The 15,243-nt window shown below is 70.5% G+C and carries 15 protein-coding genes; 4 read left to right on the top strand and 11 right to left on the bottom strand.

Annotated features, from left to right (window positions below; all coding sequences use genetic code 11):
• Nucleotides 1-18: 18 nt before the first annotated feature.
• The 5 genes from V6S85_RS21025 to V6S85_RS21045 form a co-directional block, all read right to left on the bottom strand.
• Entirely contained in the window at nucleotides 19-525 is a 507-nt protein-coding gene (locus V6S85_RS21025; RefSeq protein ID WP_116564841.1) for a F0F1 ATP synthase subunit B, read from the bottom strand.
• 13 nt (nucleotides 526-538) lie between these two features.
• Nucleotides 539-1,072: a F0F1 ATP synthase subunit B family protein gene (locus V6S85_RS21030; RefSeq protein ID WP_116491042.1), complete on the bottom strand. Its 534-nt coding sequence runs from the start codon at nucleotides 1,070-1,072 to the stop codon at nucleotides 539-541.
• A 114-nt stretch (nucleotides 1,073-1,186) separates the two neighbouring features.
• On the bottom strand, nucleotides 1,187-1,411 hold the full coding sequence (locus V6S85_RS21035) for a F0F1 ATP synthase subunit C (protein WP_101713756.1): 225 nt from the start codon (nucleotides 1,409-1,411) through the stop codon (nucleotides 1,187-1,189).
• 48 nt (nucleotides 1,412-1,459) lie between these two features.
• Nucleotides 1,460-2,221, bottom strand: coding sequence for a F0F1 ATP synthase subunit A (locus V6S85_RS21040; RefSeq protein ID WP_116564839.1), 762 nt, complete (start codon nucleotides 2,219-2,221; stop codon nucleotides 1,460-1,462).
• Nucleotides 2,222-2,226: 5 nt separating this feature from the next.
• Entirely contained in the window at nucleotides 2,227-2,598 is a 372-nt protein-coding gene (locus V6S85_RS21045; protein ID WP_116564837.1) for an AtpZ/AtpI family protein, read from the bottom strand.
• A gap of 314 nt (nucleotides 2,599-2,912) precedes the next feature.
• On the opposite strand from V6S85_RS21045, the gene V6S85_RS21050 reads away from it, so the two are divergent.
• Complete coding sequence (locus V6S85_RS21050; protein WP_116564835.1) at nucleotides 2,913-3,296, top strand: DUF6481 family protein; 384 nt, start codon at nucleotides 2,913-2,915, stop codon at nucleotides 3,294-3,296.
• A gap of 102 nt (nucleotides 3,297-3,398) precedes the next feature.
• Entirely contained in the window at nucleotides 3,399-4,190 is a 792-nt protein-coding gene (locus tag V6S85_RS21055) for a TSUP family transporter (protein ID WP_116564833.1), read from the top strand.
• A gap of 166 nt (nucleotides 4,191-4,356) precedes the next feature.
• Here the strand turns inward: V6S85_RS21055 and smc are convergent, their stop codons facing one another.
• From smc to V6S85_RS21075, 4 genes are all read right to left on the bottom strand, one after another.
• Nucleotides 4,357-7,803 (bottom strand): chromosome segregation protein SMC, encoded by a 3,447-nt coding sequence (gene smc, locus V6S85_RS21060; protein ID WP_334350133.1) that lies wholly within the window; start codon nucleotides 7,801-7,803, stop codon nucleotides 4,357-4,359.
• A gap of 15 nt (nucleotides 7,804-7,818) precedes the next feature.
• A complete protein-coding gene (locus V6S85_RS21065) occupies nucleotides 7,819-8,433 on the bottom strand; it encodes a thioredoxin domain-containing protein (RefSeq protein ID WP_116564830.1) in 615 nt (204 codons plus the stop codon).
• A 2-nt stretch (nucleotides 8,434-8,435) separates the two neighbouring features.
• The gene (locus V6S85_RS21070; protein ID WP_116564828.1) at nucleotides 8,436-9,059 is read right to left on the bottom strand and encodes a DsbA family protein; all 624 of its coding nucleotides are present in this window, start codon (nucleotides 9,057-9,059) and stop codon (nucleotides 8,436-8,438) included.
• A gap of 108 nt (nucleotides 9,060-9,167) precedes the next feature.
• The gene (locus V6S85_RS21075; protein ID WP_116564826.1) at nucleotides 9,168-9,713 is read right to left on the bottom strand and encodes a DUF721 domain-containing protein; all 546 of its coding nucleotides are present in this window, start codon (nucleotides 9,711-9,713) and stop codon (nucleotides 9,168-9,170) included.
• Nucleotides 9,714-9,777: 64 nt separating this feature from the next.
• Here V6S85_RS21075 and mutY point away from each other — a divergent pair, with 64 nt between their 5' ends.
• Together mutY and V6S85_RS21085 are read left to right on the top strand one after the other, a co-directional pair.
• Complete coding sequence (gene mutY / locus V6S85_RS21080; RefSeq protein ID WP_334350134.1) at nucleotides 9,778-10,830, top strand: A/G-specific adenine glycosylase; 1,053 nt, start codon at nucleotides 9,778-9,780, stop codon at nucleotides 10,828-10,830.
• A 230-nt stretch (nucleotides 10,831-11,060) separates the two neighbouring features.
• Nucleotides 11,061-12,473, top strand: a complete 1,413-nt coding sequence (locus V6S85_RS21085) for a glycoside hydrolase family 28 protein (protein ID WP_334350135.1) — start codon at nucleotides 11,061-11,063, stop codon at nucleotides 12,471-12,473.
• 172 nt (nucleotides 12,474-12,645) lie between these two features.
• Here the strand turns inward: V6S85_RS21085 and V6S85_RS21090 are convergent, their stop codons facing one another.
• Both V6S85_RS21090 and V6S85_RS21095 read right to left on the bottom strand, forming a co-directional pair.
• Nucleotides 12,646-14,487, bottom strand: coding sequence for an arginine--tRNA ligase (locus V6S85_RS21090; protein ID WP_116564820.1), 1,842 nt, complete (start codon nucleotides 14,485-14,487; stop codon nucleotides 12,646-12,648).
• Complete coding sequence (locus tag V6S85_RS21095; protein ID WP_334350136.1) at nucleotides 14,484-15,185, bottom strand: Tat pathway signal sequence domain protein; 702 nt, start codon at nucleotides 15,183-15,185, stop codon at nucleotides 14,484-14,486. The genes V6S85_RS21090 and V6S85_RS21095 overlap by 4 nt, the downstream gene beginning before the upstream one ends.
• Nucleotides 15,186-15,243 lie beyond the last annotated feature (58 nt).

The raw sequence follows: 15,243 nt of genomic DNA on the forward strand, positions 1-15,243 counted from the left end.
TTCAGCCGTCCGGAAGGACTACTGCAGCTTGCCGCCGATCTGGCCGATGGCCGCATCGGCCAGCGGGTCCGAGCCGGTCGCGACGCGGGCCAGCAGGACCGCCTCGGCCGCCTGGGCGGCGAGGTCGACGGCCGCGGCCTTGACGTCCGCGGCGGCCTGGGCCTCGGCCTGGGCGATCTTGCGCTCGGCCATTTCGGCGCGGCGCGTGATCTGCTCCTCGAGCTTCTCCTTGGCCTCGGCTTCCAGACGGATCGCGTCCGCCTTGGCCGCCTCGATCATGGCCAAAGCCTGGCGCTCGGATTCCTCGCGCTGGGCCTTGACCTCGGCGAGCAGGGCCTGGGCCTCCTCGCGGAGCTGCTGGGCCTCGGCGAGCTCGGCCTGGATCTTGGCGGCGTAGCCGTCAAGCGCGCCGAACAGGGCGCCGGGCAGGACCTTCAGCACGACCAGCAGGCCGAAGAAGATCACCAGGGCCGCCAGAACCCAGAATTCCGGGTTGGAGAAGCTGAACAGGGATTGGTGTTCCATGGTCGGCTACTCCTTAGGCCAGAGCCGCTTTGAGCTCGGCGGCCGAAGCCGCCTTGCCCGTCAGCTTCTCGACGATGGCGCCGGCCGTCTCCTCGGCCACCGTGCGGACGTGGCTCATGGCCTCGTCGCGGGCGGTGGTGATCGAGGCTTCGGCCGCGGCCAGCTTCTCGGCCAGCACGGCTTCTTCCTTGGCCTGACGCTCGGCGGCTTCGGCCGAGGCCTTGGCCTTGGCGTCCGCGGCGGTCTTCTGGGCCTTGGCGCGAGCCTCGGCCACCTCGGCCGCGGCCGCGCGGGCCTGGGCTTCGGCTTCGTCCTTCAGACGACGGGCGTCGGCGATGTCGCCGGCGATCTTGGCGCCGCGTTCGTCGATCGCGCCGCTGACGCGGGGCAGAAGACCCTTCGACAGCACGACGTAGAGAACGGCGAAGATGAGCAGCAGCCAGACGATCTGACCGCCCCAGTGCTGGAACTGGAGCTGCGGAAGACCGCCGCTCTCGTGCCCCGGGGCTTCAGTCGACTCGACCGTGCCGTGATTTTCCGTCGCCATGGGCGAGGGCGCCTCTCAGCTAACGCCTGCCATCCGGAGACGGACGGGCAGGCTCGGTTCTAGAAGATCAAAGCGCGGCTTGGGCCGTGAACCGGCCCCGCCGCGCTCTGGGGATTACGAGAAGAGGATCAGGAAGGCGATGACCAGGGCGAAGATGCCCAGGGCTTCCGTCAGCGCCATGCCCAGGAACAGCATCGGACGCTCTTGAGCGGCCGCGGTCGGGTTGCGCAGCGCGCCTTGGAAATAGTTGCCGAACATGACGCCCAGGCCGACGCCCGCGCCGATCATGCCGAGCATGGCCAGGCCAGCGCCGATGTACTTAGCGGCTTCCGCTTCCATTGTGAGGCTCCTTGAGAATTCAGAGATAGGTTGAAGAGAAAAGGGTGATCAGTGGCTGTCGAGGTGCACGACGTCGTTGAGATAGACGCAGGTGAGCACCGCGAACACGAAGGCCTGAAGGAAGGCCACCATGAACTCGAGCGCCGTCAGGGCGATGACGGAGGAGAGGGCCAGGGCCGCGCCGGCCCAGCCCAGAACGCCGAGGCCGCCCAGGGCGACGACGAAGCCGGCGAAGATCTTCAGGACCACGTGGCCGCCCAGCATGTTGCCGAACAGACGAAGGCCCAGGGTGATGGGGCGGATCAGGAACGAGAGGATCTCGATCGGCACCAGCAGGAAATACAGCGGCCACGGCACGCCCGACGGGGCGAACAGCTTGAAGAACTTGATGCCGTTCTTGGCGAAGCCGACGCCGACCACCGTCAGGATGACCATGATGCCCAGCGTCAGGGTCACGGCCAGCTGCGAGGTGGCGGTGAACACCAGGAACATGCCCTGCAGGTTCATGAACAGCACGAACGCGAACAGGGTGAAGACGAAGGGCAGGAACTTCTTGCCGTCGTGGCCGATGATCGACTCGGCCAATCCGTCGACCAGCCCGTAGAGCATCTCGCCCACCGTCTGCAGGCGGCCCGGCACCACGGCCTTGCGGGCGGCGGCGGCGTAGAAGACGACGATCAGCGTCGCGGCCAGCAGCATCGCGAACACCGAGTTGGTGATCGACAGGTCGATAGCGCCCAGGCCCGGAACGGTCACGGTCGGCAGTTCCACGATCTTCTGGATCTGGAACTGGTGCATCGGATCGGCCATCGGCCCTAGTCTCTCTTCTGCTTGGGGGCGGTTGGCCCGTCCCCGTTGTCTACATCCTCGGCCTTCGCCTTGGACGCCTGCGCGCTCAGTTTCGTCGCCTTGCGGACGACGGAGAATATCGCGAGACCCGTGCCGATCAGCAGACCGCCGACCATCCCCCAAGGCCCCGTGCCGGCATAATGATCGAGCAGCCAGCCGAAGCCGAGCCCCACCAGAACGCCCCCGATCAAATCCGCCAGGAGGCGATAGCCGTCCTGGGAAGCTTTCTCGCCCGCCGCCTTGACGGGCTTTTCCGCCGCCTTCCGCGCCTCGAAAGCGTCGAGCCGAGCGTCGAGGCTTTCAAAAGCCTTGTCGTTCGGTTCGTCGGCCTTGGGCATGGGAAGCGGTCAGGTCCGAAAGCGCCCGCAGACGCGCCTGAAGAAGGCGCTTTTTCGGCCGGCTTGATCGCGGCGGAACCTATAGGGCGCGCTGCGGTGCGTCAAGATTGTGGAGAAACTACGCAAGGCGCTGTTTTCGCGAGGGAATTTCCGCAGGGTCAGCTGAACCACGGAATCCGGGTCTCCCAGGCGGCCCCGCCCCTCGCCGGTCGCTCGCGCGCGACATTCCGTCCGTCGGCAAGCGGGGCCTGTCCAATTGCTTTTTCAGCCGTTTTGGGGTTTAGAGACGCGCCTCTCCAACAGCACGAAGTTTCATGTCCTATCTGAAGAACACCGGATTCGCCGACCGCATCACCGCCCAGCAGGAAGCCAAGAAGGCGATGCTGGCCAAGTTCAAGCCGAAGGTCGCCATTCAGGATCCTGATTTCGACAAGCGCGACGAGCAGCGCGCCGCCGAGCTGGAAGCCGTCCGCGCCGCCCGCGCCGAAGCCAAGGAAATCGCCCGCCTCGAAGCCCTGGCCCGCCAGGAAGCGATCGCGGCCGTCAAGCGCGCCGAGCGCAAGGAACGCAAGACCGCCGAAGCGGCCGAGCAACGCGTCCGCAAGGAAGAAAAGGCCGCCGCCCGCGAAGAACTGAAGGCCCTGGGCCGCAACAGCAAGGCCTCGCGCGCCCACCAGTGGGCCCACCTGATCGGCTGATCGAACGATGGGGAGACGCGCCATGGCCGCCTCCCCTTCCTTCCCACGCCGCCTGCCGCCGCCCGGCTCCCGGGCGGCTTTTCGCGTTTGTAGGGCCCTGCCATGGAACATCTGAGCGTCCAGCTGCTCGTCATCCTGTTCGGCGTGGCCTTCGTGGCCGGGACGCTGGACGCCATCGCCGGCGGCGGCGGCCTGATCACCCTGCCGGCGCTGCTGCTCTCGGGCCTGCCGCCGATCGCGGCGCTGGGCACCAGCAAGCTGCAGAGCACGTTCGGTTCGGTCTCGGCCACGCGGGCCTTCGCCAAGCGCGGCCTGATCGACTGGAAGACCGCATGGCCGATCGGCCTCGCCGCGGGCCTGGCGGGGATCGCCGGCGCCCTGTGCGCCAGCCTGCTTTCGCCGAAGTTCCTGGCCGCCCTCGTGCCGGTGCTGCTGATCGTCATCGCCGTCTATTTCGGCCTGTCCAAGGCCCTGAAGGCCGAGGACGGCCCCGCCCGCCTGGCCCTGCCGGTCTTCGCCGGGTTCATCGCGCCGATCGTCGGCTTCTATGACGGGATCTTCGGTCCCGGCGCGGGGGCCTTCTACATGGTCGCCATCGTCACCCTGCTCGGCTACGGCGTGCTGAAGGCCACCGCCCACACCAAGCTGGCCAACGCCGCCAGCAATGTCGGGGCGCTGGCGCTGTTCATCCTCAAGGGCGCGGTGATCTGGCCCATCGGCCTGGCCATGGCCGTCGGCGCGTTCCTGGGGGCGCAGCTCGGCTCGCGCCTGGCCGTGCGGTTCGGGGCGCGGCTGATCCGGCCGCTGCTGGTGACGATCTCCTGCGCCATGGCCGTGAAGCTGCTGGCCGATCCGACCAATCCGCTGCGGCAGATGGCGGCGGGGTTGTTCTAACCCGCTTCCGGAGAGGCCGGAGGAACCCTCACCCCGTAAAATCCCCGCGAAAGCGGGTCCCCCAGGAGTTTTATCGTCGAGCGCCGCGGGTTTCAGAAAAAGCCTGGGTCCCCGCTTTCGCGGGGATTTTACGGATATTTTTCAGTCCTAACGGGAACCCTCGCCCCTACTGCGCCGCCACCAGCTCTTCGGCGGTGCTCAGGTCGACGCTGACCAGCTGGCTGACCCCGCGCTCGGACATGGTCACGCCGAACAGACGGTCCATGCGGCTCATGGTCACCGGGTTGTGGGTGATGGCGATGAAGCGCGTCAGGGTGCGGCGGCGCATCTCGTCGAGCATGTTGCAGTAGCGGTCGACATTGGCGTCATCCAGAGGCGCGTCGACTTCGTCCAGCACGCAGATCGGGGCCGGATTGGCCAGGAACACGCCGAAGATCAGGGCGCTGGCGGTCAGGGCCTGCTCGCCGCCGCTCATCAGGCTCATGCTGGCCAGGCGCTTGCCGGGCGGGCAGGCGAAGATCTCCAGACCGGCTTCCAGCGGATCATCGCTCTCGATCAGCCGCAGCTCGGCCTGGCCGCCGCCGAACAGCGCCTGGAACAGGGTCTGGAAGTGGTTGTTGATGACGTCGAAGGCGGCCAGCAGGCGCTCGCGCCCTTCGGCGTTCAGCTCCTCGATGCCGTCGCGCAGCTTGGCCACCGCGCCCGACAGGTCGGCGCGCTCGATGCGCATGGTCTCGAGCCGCCCGGCATATTCCTGGGCCTCTTCTTCGGCGCGCAGGTTCACCGGACCGATCGCATCCCGCTCGCGTTCGAGAGCAAACAGGTGGGCCTCGACGCCGGCGGCGTCCTTCGGGACAGCCACGGCCTCGCCGGCCAGGTGGCGGCCCAGGGCCTCGGGCTCCATGCGGGCGCTCTCGCGGATGTTCGAGGCGATCTCGGCGAAGCGTTCGCGGGCGGCGTCCAGGCGGGCGACCAGGGCGGCGCGGCGCTCGCGGGCCTCGCCGGCGGCCTGGTCGGCGGCGCGGGCGGTGCGGTCGGCGGTGATGCGGGCGGTCTCGGCCGCCTCCAGGGCGTCGCTGGCCTTGGCCCGGCGCTGCTCGGCGGCGTCGAACTGGTCGACGAGGACCAGCAGCTTTTCTTCCAGCTCGGCGGGCGCGGCGCGGGCGGCCTCCAGGGCGGCGGCGGCCTTGGCGCGGTCGGCCTCCAGCCCCTCGGCGCGCTTGGCGGCGGCGTCGCGGCGGCGGGTCCAGTCGCCGAGATCACGCTCCAGGCTCTCCAGCCGGCGCTGGCGGCCCGCGCGCTCGCGGTTCTCGAGGTCGAGCGCCGATCGCGCCGCCGAAGCGGCTTCGCGGGCGGCGGCGGCGGCCTGGCGGGCGGCCGCCAGCTGCGGGGCCAGGTCGCCGACGCTTTCGGCCGCCGCCTGCTCGGCGCGAACGGCCGCCAGGGCCTCGTCGGCCTCGGCCCGCTCGGCCTCGAAGCGGGCGATGGTGTCGTCCAGCGACTGGGCGCGGGCCTCGCGCTGGGCGGCCTCGCGCTCGTAGCGGGCCACGGTCTCGCGCGCCTGGGTGAGCAGGCGCTCGGCGTCGGGCGGACCCCGGCGCTTGTCGCGCAGCGCGTCCTCGGCGGCGCGCAGGCGGTCGGCGGCGGTCTTCAGGGCGGCCGTCGCGGCCTCGGCCTGGGGCGCGACCGCGTCGATCTCGGCCTCGACCTCGGCCAGGCGCGTGCGCTGCTCCAGCCGGACGGCGGCCGGCTTGGGGGCGTCGGCCTTGGCGACGAAGCCGTCCCAGCGCCACAGGTCGCCTTCCTTGGAGACCAGGCGCGCGCCGACCGGCAGGTCCTTGGCCAGGCGCGCGGCGTCGGCGCGATCCACGAGGCCCACCATGGCCAGGCGCGCGGCCAGTTCGGGCGGCGCCTTGACCAGCGGGGCCAGCGGCTGGACGCCGTCGGGCCAGGACGTCGCCGGAGCGTCGGCGCCCGCCCAGTGCGAGGGCGCGCGGGCGTCGAGCGCGGCTTCCAGGTCGTCGCCCAGGGCGGCGGCCAGGGCCGCGCCATAGCCCTTGTCGGGCGTCACCGCGTCGAGGGCGGGCGAGAAGCCGCTCTTGGCGCGCGGGGCGGTCAGCTGGGCCAGGCCCCGGGCCTCGGTGCGCAGGCGGCCCAGCTGGTCCTCGGCCTTGCGGGCCAGGTCGCGGGCCGCGCCCTCGGCTTGGGCGGCCGTCGTGCGCTCGGCCTCGGCGGCCTCCAGGGCGGCGCGGGCGGCGGCAAGGGCGGCCTCGGCGTTGGAAAAGCGCTGACGAGCCTCGGCCGCGGCGGGATCGACGGCCGGACCGACGGCGGCGCGCTCGGCCTTGGCCTGGTCCAGAGCGCGGACGGTGCGGGCCAGGCGGCTTTCGGCCTCGGCCAGGCGCTGGGCGGCGGCGCGGGCGCGGGCTTCCTCGGCGGCGGACTGGGCGGCCAGGCGCTCGACGGCCCCATCGGCTTCCGCCCGTGCGGCCTCGGCGGCCTTGGCGGCGGTCTCCAGCTCGGGGCCGCGCTCGGGAGCGGCGGAGATCAGGCCGCGCACCTCGGCCAGTTCCGGCTCGATGCGGGCCAGGCTGGCGCCCGCGTCCTCGGCGGCCTGCTGCTCGCGGGCGCGGTCGTCGTCGATGCGGGAAAGGTCGGCCGACAGGCGCTGGAACTCGGCGGCGGCGGCGGCGGCGTCGCGCTCGGCGCGGTCCTTCTGGATCGCCAGCTGGCCCAGCACCGCCTGGGCGATGGCAGCCTCTTCGCGCAGCGGCGGCATGGCGGCCTCGGCCGTGACGATCGCGCCCTGGCCGGCGGCGGCGGCGCGGGCCGTTTCCTCGACCTCGCGGGCCGACTGGGTCGCCTCGGACTGGGTGCGCTCCAGCGTGTCGCGGGCCTCGGCCCAGCGGGCGAACAGCACCGCCCCCTGCACGGCGCGGATCTCGGCCGACAGGCGCTTGTATTTCTCGGCCTGGCGGGCCTCGCGCTTGAGGCGGTTCAGCGCCGTCTCCAGCTCGCGGGCCACATCCTCAAGGCGGGTCAGGTTGCTCTCGGCGGCCCGCAGGCGCAGCTCGGCCTCGTGGCGGCGGGTGTGCAGGCCCGAGACCCCGGCGGCCTCTTCCAGGATCCGGCGACGGTTCTGCGGCTTGGCGCCGATCAGCTCGCTGATCTGGCCCTGGCGCACCAGGGCCGGCGAGTTGGCCCCGGTCGAGGCGTCGGCGAATAGCAGCTGGACGTCGCGGGCGCGCACCTCGCGGCCATTGATGCGGTAGGTCGAGCCGGCCCCGCGGTCGATGCGGCGCACGACCTCCAGCACCGGATCGTCGTTGAAGCTGGCCGGCGCGGTGCGGTCGCTGTTGTCGATGGTCAGGGTGACGTCGGCGTGGTTGCGCGGCGGGCGGTTGCCCGATCCGGCGAAGATCACGTCGTCCATGCCGCCGGCCCGCATGGCCTTGGCCGAGTTGGCGCCCATCACCCAGCGCAGGGCTTCCAGCAGGTTTGACTTGCCGCAGCCGTTGGGCCCGACGATGCCCGTCAGGCCAGGCTCGATCCGGAACTCCGTCGGCTCGACGAAGGACTTGAAGCCGGAGAGGCGCAGACGCTGGAACTGCACGGCCGCGCCCGCCCGCTAGCCCTTCAGGGCCTTGTCGATGGCTTGGGCCAGATCGTCCACGGTGACCTCGCCGACCAGCTGGGCGCCGTTGACGAAGAAGGTCGGGGTGCCCTCGATCCTGTCGCGCTTGGCGGCGGCCTCGACACGGGTGTTCAGCGCGGCCAGCGCGGCCTTGTCGTTCAGCGTCGCTTCCAGCTGGGCCTCGGTCAGGCCGAAGCGCTTGGCCACGCCCAGCAGGCCGCCCCAGTAGTCGCCGGTCTGGTACATGGTCTTCTGGGCGGCGAAGATCGCGTCGACCGCCTCGAAATAGCGGGCCGGCGGCACGCGGTTGGCCAGCAGGAAGCCGGCGCCGGCCAGGTCGTAGGGCGGGGTCAGGAACTCGCGGAACACCAGCCGGGCCTTGCCCGTGTCGATGTAGCGCTTCTTGATCGCCGGCATGACGTCCATGGCCGTGTGGGCGCAGTGGCCGCAGCTCATCGAGGCGTACTCGACGATCTGCACCTTGGCCTTGGGCGAGCCCAGCACGTGGTCGCCCGGCTGGGCCGGCAAGGGCGCGGCGCGCGCAAGCGTCGGCATGGCGGTCGCTGCCGCCAGGCCCGAAACGATCAGCGCGCGCCGGTCCAGGGTCATGCCTACTTGCTCGCCGCGGCGATGGCGGTGTCCAGCTGGGCCAGCGGAGCCTCGCCGCCTTCGTCGTTCAGCTTCTTGCCGTTGATGACGAAGGTCGGGGTGCCCTTGATGTCGGTTTCCTTGGAGTAGCGCTCGATACGGTCGTTGAGGGCCTTCAGCGCCTTCTCGTCGCTGACGCAGGCGTCGAACTGCTGCTCGTTCAGGCCCGACGACTGGGCGATGCGCAGCAGCACGCCGCGATAGTCGCCGGTGGTGAACATCTCTTCCTGCGAGCGATAGACCGAGTCCAGCACCGAGAAATACTTGTCCTTGCCGGCGCAGCGGGCCAGCAGGAACGAGGCGGCGGCCACCTGCGGCGGGGCGGTCAGGAACTCGCGATAGACGTAGTTCACCTTGCCGGTGTCGATGTACTTCTGCTTGAAGGCCGGGAAGACCTCCTCGTTCCACTTGGCGCAGTGGACGCAGCTGGCCGAAGCGTACTCGATGACCGTGACCTTGGCGTTGGGGTTGCCCAGGCTCATGTCGTCGGCCGTGACGGTCGAGCCCGACTTGTTGCAGGCGGACAGGCCGGCGACGCTGGCGACCAGGGTCGCGGCGAGCAGGATCCGGCGAAGGGGCGAGCGCATGGTCGGGTCTTCCTCGAACGTGAACAGTGAAGTTAAGCGCGATTCTTTAGCCGCGTGAAAATGGCGCCGATGAGGCTTTCGCGCATCAGCGGCAACCCGCGAAGGTTGTCAACGCTCGTTGCGCAGCACGCCGCGCCCCAGCTTCAGCAGCGCCTCTTTCAGCGGGCCTTCGGGCTGGTCGGACAGGCTGGAGGCCAGGTCGCGCTCCTGGGCCGCGTCGAGCGGCGGCCGGCGGCGCGGACGCGGCGGGGCCGAGGCGGCCGCGGCGACGCGCACGGGTCCCTGGACGATGCGCAGGCGGGTCACCGCGCCCTTGCCTAGCAGCAGGTCCAGGCGCTGGGTGATCTGGCCGACCTGGTGCTGGATCAGCGAGGCGACGGGGCCGTCGACGCGCAGTTCCAGCGTGCCGCCCTCGCCGGTGCGACTCTTGATGATCCGGACGGGCTCGGTGCGGCGGGCCAGGCTCTCGCCGACGATCTCCTTCCAGCGGGCCTGCAGCGCGCCGGGGCCCTGGCCGTGCTTCTTGTCGAGCTCGCGGATGAACTTGGCCAGGCTCTTGCCCGCCGGCGGCGGCACGCGCATCGGCGGCCGGGTGCGGCGGCGCGACAGGATCTTCAGGGCCTCGTCGGCCGTGGGCAGCGTGCGGCGATACATTGCCTCACAATGCTAGCACGCCCCCCTCCCCTCGCGCGCGCGGATTTGCGATAGGAGGCGGACAATGACCGACGTCGCCGCGATCCGCTCAGCCCTGCTTTCCTGGTACGACCGCGAGGCGCGGGTGCTGCCGTGGCGAACCGGCCCCGCCGCCGGCGCCATGGGCCTGCGCAGCGACCCCTACCGGGTGTGGCTGTCGGAGGTGATGCTGCAGCAGACCACGGTGCCGCACGCCACGCCCTATTTCCTGGCCTTCACCCAGCGCTGGCCCACCGTCGAGGCCCTGGCGGCCGAGCAGGACGGCGAGCTGATGGCCGCCTGGGCGGGCCTTGGCTACTACGCCCGCGCCCGCAACCTGCTGGCCTGCGCCCGGGCGGTGGCCAGCCAGCACGGCGGCGAGTTCCCCGACAGCGAGGAGGGCCTGCTGGCCCTGCCGGGCGTGGGCGGCTACACCGCCGCGGCGGTGGCGGCCATCGCCTTCGACCGGGCGGCCAACGTGGTCGACGGCAATGTCGAGCGGGTGATGGCGCGGCTGTTCGCGGTGGAGACGCCGCTGCCCGACGCCAAGCCGGAGCTCAAGCGCCTGGCCGCCGGCCTGGTCAGCGACGATCGCCCCGGCGACTGGGCCCAGGCGCTGATGGACCTGGGCGCCACGGTCTGCAAGCCCAAGGCCCCGCTGTGCGACCGCTGCCCGGTGGAGGCCTTTTGCGCGGCCCGGGCCAAGGGCGCGCCCGAGACCTTTCCCCGCCGCACGAAGAAGGCCGACCGACCGCGCCGCCATGGCGTGGCCTATATCGTCAGCCGCCGTGGCGAGACGGCCCTGGTGCGGCGTCCGGACAAGGGCCTGCTGGGCGGCATGCTGGGCCTGCCGACCTCGGACTGGCGCGACCGCCCGTGGAGCGACGACGAGGCCGCCCGCGCCGCGCCGATCCTGGCCCCCTGGCGCGACCTGGGCGCGGTGGAGCACGTCTTCACCCACTTCTCGCTGACCCTGCGGGTGATGGTCGCCGAGGCCGACGTCGCCGGCGACTTCGTCTGGACCCCGCATGAGGGGCTGTCGGCGCTGCCCAGCGTGTTCCTGAAGGCGGCCCGCGCCGGGCTGGAGCGGTTGGTCTGAACCAGATCCTCCCCCCGAAGGGGGAGGTGGCCCGGAGGGCCGGAGGGGGAAGAGACTTCTGACGGAAGGGAATCTGTGGCCTCCCAGGCCACGTCCCCCTCCGTCGCCTTCGGCGACACCTCCCCCTTCGGGGGGAGGATCTGGTAATCCCGAATATTGACTTCGCATCCCACCATGCGAGCAATGCACCGACACGGGCGCGATCGACGTCCGGCATCGGGAGACGCGGCATGGCTATCGTTCAGACCACCCGGCGGACGGCGCTGGGCGCCGGGCTCCTGGCGCCGCTGATCCCCGGCCTGGCCATCGCCAAGCCCTTTCCCCGCAAGCTGGTCGCCCCGACCGCGCCGTTCGACATGCCCTCGATCGGCGTGCCCGACTTCTCCCGCGCCAGGCGCTTTGTCATCACCGACTTCGGCGCCGACCAGGGCGACCAGGCCAAGACCAGCGCCGCCATCGCCGCGGCGATCACGGCCGCCAACGCCGCCGGCGCTGGGGTGGTGGTGGTCCCCGAGGGGACCTGGCCGACCGGCAAGGTGCACTTCAAGAGCAACGTCGCCCTGCACCTGGCCAAGGGCGCCACCCTGCTGTTCTCCGAAAAGCCCGCCGACTACCTGCCGCCCGTCCAGACCACCTGGGAGGGGCTGGAGTGCTGGAACTATTCACCGCTGGTCTACGCCTTCGACTGCGAGAACGTGGCGATCACCGGCCCCGGCAGGCTGAAGGCCAAGCTGGACGTCTGGCGCGAATGGTACAAGCGGCCCAAGCCGCACATGGACGCCCTGGTGGTGCTGTATCACCAGGCCGCCAGGGGCGAGCCGGTCGACCAGCGCCGGATGACGGGCGGCGAGGCGAACCTGCGTCCGCAGTTCATCCAGTTCAACCGCTGCCGCCACGTGCTGGTCGAGGACGTCAGCATCGAGGACAGCCCGTTCTGGGTGATCCATCCCTTCCTCTGCGCCGACGTCGTCATCCGCCGGGTGAAGATCCGCGCCCACGGCCACAACAACGACGGCGTTGATCCGGAGATGAGCCAGAACGTGCTGATCGAGGACTGCGTGTTCGACCAGGGCGACGACGCGGTCTCGGTGAAGTCGGGCCGCGACCAGGACGCCTGGCGCCTGGGCGTGCCCACCCGCAACGTCGTGATGCGCGACTGCCAGATCAGGAACGGCCACCAATTGATGGCCGTGGGCAGCGAGCTGTCGGCCGGGATCGAGAACGTCTTCGTCGACAACTGCCACTTCACCGGCGACGGCCCAAGGGGGAATGGGGGCGTGGACGGCTGGGCCGTGCCGATCGCCAACCTGCTGTTCGTCAAGACCAACGAGCGGCGCGGCGGGTTCGTGCGGGGCATCCACATGCGCAATGTCAGCGCCACGAAGATCGCCGGCAGCGTGCTCGCGGTCGACACCGACGTGCTCTACCAGTGGCGCACCCTGGTTCCGACCTACGAGCGGCGGCTGACCGCGATCGAGGGCCTGCGAGTCAGCGACGTGCGCGTCGCGCAGGCCGGCTCGATTTGCAGCATCAAGGGCGAGAAGGACCTGCCGGTGCGCGACGTGCGGCTGCGCCGGGTCACGGCCGGCAAGGTGGCCGGGCCGGTGACGACGGAGAACGTGGCGGGGTTTTCCACCGACTAATCCTTCTCCCCTTGCGGGAGAAGGTGGCGGCCGAAGGCCGGCGGATGAGGGGTCTCTCAAAAGCAAAACGCCGCGACAGCCGATCAGCTGTCGCGGCGTTTCTGTACGTGCAACCCCTCACCCGACCTCCCTTCGGGAGGCCACCCTCTCCCGCAAGGGGAGAGGGATCAGGCTACATCCGCTCGGGCGTTTCCACGCCCAGCAGGTCGAGCGCCAGCTCAAGCTGCTTGAGGGCCGTCTGGGCCAGGGTCAGGCGCGAGGCGCGCACGGCCGGCTCGTCGGCGCCCAGGATCGGGCAGGCGGCGTAGAACTTCGAGAAGCCCTGGGCCAGCTTGTAGGCGTGCTCGGCCACGAAGTTGGGAGCCTTCTTGTCGTAGGCCTCGCTCAGCGCGCCCTCGAAGGCGTCCAGCAGCAGGGTCAGGTCGCGTTCGGCCGGTTCGGCGACGATCACGGCCCCGCCTTGCGCGCCCTGCTCGGCGGCCTTGCGCAGGATGCTCTTGATACGGACGGTCTGGTACAGCAGGTACGGACCGGTCTTGCCCTCGAAGCTGGTGAAGCGGTCGAGGTCGAAGACGTAGGAGGTGCCGCGGAAGTTCTGCAGGTCGGCGAACTTCAGGGCGGCGACGCCGACCTTGTGCGCGGTCTCCTCGAAGGCTTCCGGCGACAGTTCCGCCCCCAGGCCGGCTTCGCGCAGGCGCTCGCGGGCCTTCTCGCGGGCCATCTCGATCAGGTCGTGCAGCTTCAGCACGCCGCCGGCGCGGGTCTTGAACGGCTTGCCGTCGGCGCCGTTCATGGTGCCGAAGCCGATGTGCTCCAGGCCGCCCGGCTGGGCGTAACCGGCGAGGTAGGCGGCGCGGAACACCTGCTCGAAGTGGTCGGCCTGGCGCTGGTCGACGCAGTAGAGGATCAGGTGCGGGTCGAACGACTGGCGGCGATCCAGGATCGTGGCCAGGTCGGTCGTGCCGTACATGGCCGAGCCTTCCGACGAGACCACCAGCAGCGGATCGGGGCTTTCGACCTCGATCACCGAGCCGTCGGGCAGCTTCTTCTTCTTGGTCTCGCCAGGACGGGCCACGCGGACGATGCGGGCGCCCTGGTCCTCGACCAGCAGGCCCTTGTCCTCCAGCTGGCGCACCATCGGCGCGATCAGCGGATCGGCGTCGCTTTCGCCCTTCCACAGGTCGAAGTCGACGCCCAGGGCGTGGAACTCGCGCTCCAGGGCCACGCGGCTGACGTCGACGAAGTGCTTCCACAGCAGGCGATAGCCGAAGCGGCCGTTCTGCAGGTCGGCCGTCGCCTTGCGGGCGCGGTCGCGATACTCGACGTCTTCCTTGGCGCGCGCGGCGGCGGCCGGGTACAGGCGGTCGAGGTCGGCCAGGGTGACCCGGCCGGCGAACTCGGCGCGCACCTTGGCGGCGTCGGCGTCGGAGAAGTCGCGCGGGGCGTCCGGCAGCTTGTCCATCAGGGCGGCGATGAAGGCGTCCTCGTCCATCACCGCGGTGATGAGCAGGCCCATCTGGAAGCCCCAGTCGCCGAAGTGGGCGTCGCCCACCACCTGGTCGCCGCGGAAGCGGTACAGGCGCTTGATCGACTCGCCGATGATCGAGGCGCGCAGGTGGCCCACGTGCATCGGCTTGGCCACGTTGGGGCCGGCATAGTCGACCAGCACGCGGCGCGGATCGGCCAGCAGGCTGGCGCCGGCGCGCTCGTCGGCGGCGATCTCGTCGGCGCGGGCGGCCAGGGCCGCGGGGCTGACGCGCATGTTGATGAAACCGACGCCGGCGATCTCGACAGAGGCCAGGCGCGGATCGGCCTTCAGCTGCTCGACCACCTGGACGGCGATTTCGCGGGGATTACGCTTGGCGCTCTTGGCCGCGGCGAGAGCGCCGTTGCACTGGAAGTCGGCCAGGTCGGGCCGGTCGGACGCCGTGACGCGCCCGAAGTCGGGAGACAGTCCGGCGGCCTGGAAAGCGGCCGCGGCCGCCTCGCTCAAGGACCGCTTCAAATCGTTCATTGCTTAGGAGGAGTCCCTGCTTGCTGGGCTTGGGCGGCCTGGCCGGCGTTGACGCGGAAGCGCTTGCCGTCGCGGTTGAAGGCGGCCATTTCCGGGGTGACGTCGAAGCCGATCAGGACTTCGAAATTGCTGCCGCTCGTCGTGGCTTCGGCGCGCGGGATGGTGATGGTCTGCAGCTTCTCGGTGGCGAACACGCGGTCGCCGCTGGCCGGGAAGGTGATCGGCAGGTCGAAATATTCCTTGGCCAGCACCGACTTGTTGCGCTCGGTCACGGCCACCCAGTAGCGGTAGGTCTTGCGGGTCTCGGTCGCTTCCGGGCCGCGGCCCAGGGCGAACAGCACCTCGACCTGCATCTTGATCGGCTCGTCGCTCTTGTAGGCGCAGCCCGAGGACACGCCCTGGATCTCGCCGGTGTAGCCGGTGGTCGCGGCGCTTTCCTTGCCGCCCTTGAACTCGACATAGCGGCTGGCGTCGTACAGCACCTTGACGAACGGGCACGGGCCGGCGTTGCGCAGCTGGGCCAGCGGGGCCTTGGGCTGGTTCCATTCCTCGTCGCGCTTCTTGCGCTTGGCGCCGTCGTCCTCCTGGCCGCCGCCCTGCCCGCCGCGACCGCCGCCCTGGGCGTAGGCGCTGGTGGCGGTGACGGCGATCGACAGGGCCATCAGGGCGCTGAAGGCGACGGAAAGCGTGCGGCGCATGAAACGTCCGGTTCGAGAAGGATTGCCAGAAAGGGAAAGGCCCCAACCGGCGTCATGC

It is taken from the genome of Caulobacter sp. CCNWLW153 (assembly GCF_036889365.1).
Lineage (GTDB): Bacteria > Pseudomonadota > Alphaproteobacteria > Caulobacterales > Caulobacteraceae > Caulobacter > Caulobacter radicis.

Excerpts from the sequence above, each read along its gene's own strand:
- V6S85_RS21025 (WP_116564841.1), bottom strand. The coding sequence starts at position 525 with ATGGAACACCAATCCCTGTTCAGCTTCTCCAACCCGGAATTCTGGGTT.
- V6S85_RS21030 (WP_116491042.1), bottom strand. The coding sequence starts at position 1,072 with ATGGCGACGGAAAATCACGGCACGGTCGAGTCGACTGAAGCCCCGGGG.
- V6S85_RS21035 (WP_101713756.1), bottom strand. The coding sequence starts at position 1,411 with ATGGAAGCGGAAGCCGCTAAGTACATCGGCGCTGGCCTGGCCATGCTC.
- V6S85_RS21040 (WP_116564839.1), bottom strand. The coding sequence starts at position 2,221 with ATGGCCGATCCGATGCACCAGTTCCAGATCCAGAAGATCGTGGAACTG.
- V6S85_RS21045 (WP_116564837.1), bottom strand. The coding sequence starts at position 2,598 with ATGCCCAAGGCCGACGAACCGAACGACAAGGCTTTTGAAAGCCTCGAC.
- V6S85_RS21050 (WP_116564835.1), top strand. The coding sequence starts at position 2,913 with ATGTCCTATCTGAAGAACACCGGATTCGCCGACCGCATCACCGCCCAG.
- V6S85_RS21055 (WP_116564833.1), top strand. The coding sequence starts at position 3,399 with ATGGAACATCTGAGCGTCCAGCTGCTCGTCATCCTGTTCGGCGTGGCC.
- V6S85_RS21065 (WP_116564830.1), bottom strand. The coding sequence starts at position 8,433 with ATGACCCTGGACCGGCGCGCGCTGATCGTTTCGGGCCTGGCGGCAGCG.
- V6S85_RS21070 (WP_116564828.1), bottom strand. The coding sequence starts at position 9,059 with ATGCGCTCGCCCCTTCGCCGGATCCTGCTCGCCGCGACCCTGGTCGCC.
- V6S85_RS21075 (WP_116564826.1), bottom strand. The coding sequence starts at position 9,713 with ATGTATCGCCGCACGCTGCCCACGGCCGACGAGGCCCTGAAGATCCTG.
- mutY (WP_334350134.1), top strand. The coding sequence starts at position 9,778 with ATGACCGACGTCGCCGCGATCCGCTCAGCCCTGCTTTCCTGGTACGAC.
- V6S85_RS21085 (WP_334350135.1), top strand. The coding sequence starts at position 11,061 with ATGGCTATCGTTCAGACCACCCGGCGGACGGCGCTGGGCGCCGGGCTC.
- V6S85_RS21090 (WP_116564820.1), bottom strand. The coding sequence starts at position 14,487 with ATGAACGATTTGAAGCGGTCCTTGAGCGAGGCGGCCGCGGCCGCTTTC.
- V6S85_RS21095 (WP_334350136.1), bottom strand. The coding sequence starts at position 15,185 with ATGCGCCGCACGCTTTCCGTCGCCTTCAGCGCCCTGATGGCCCTGTCG.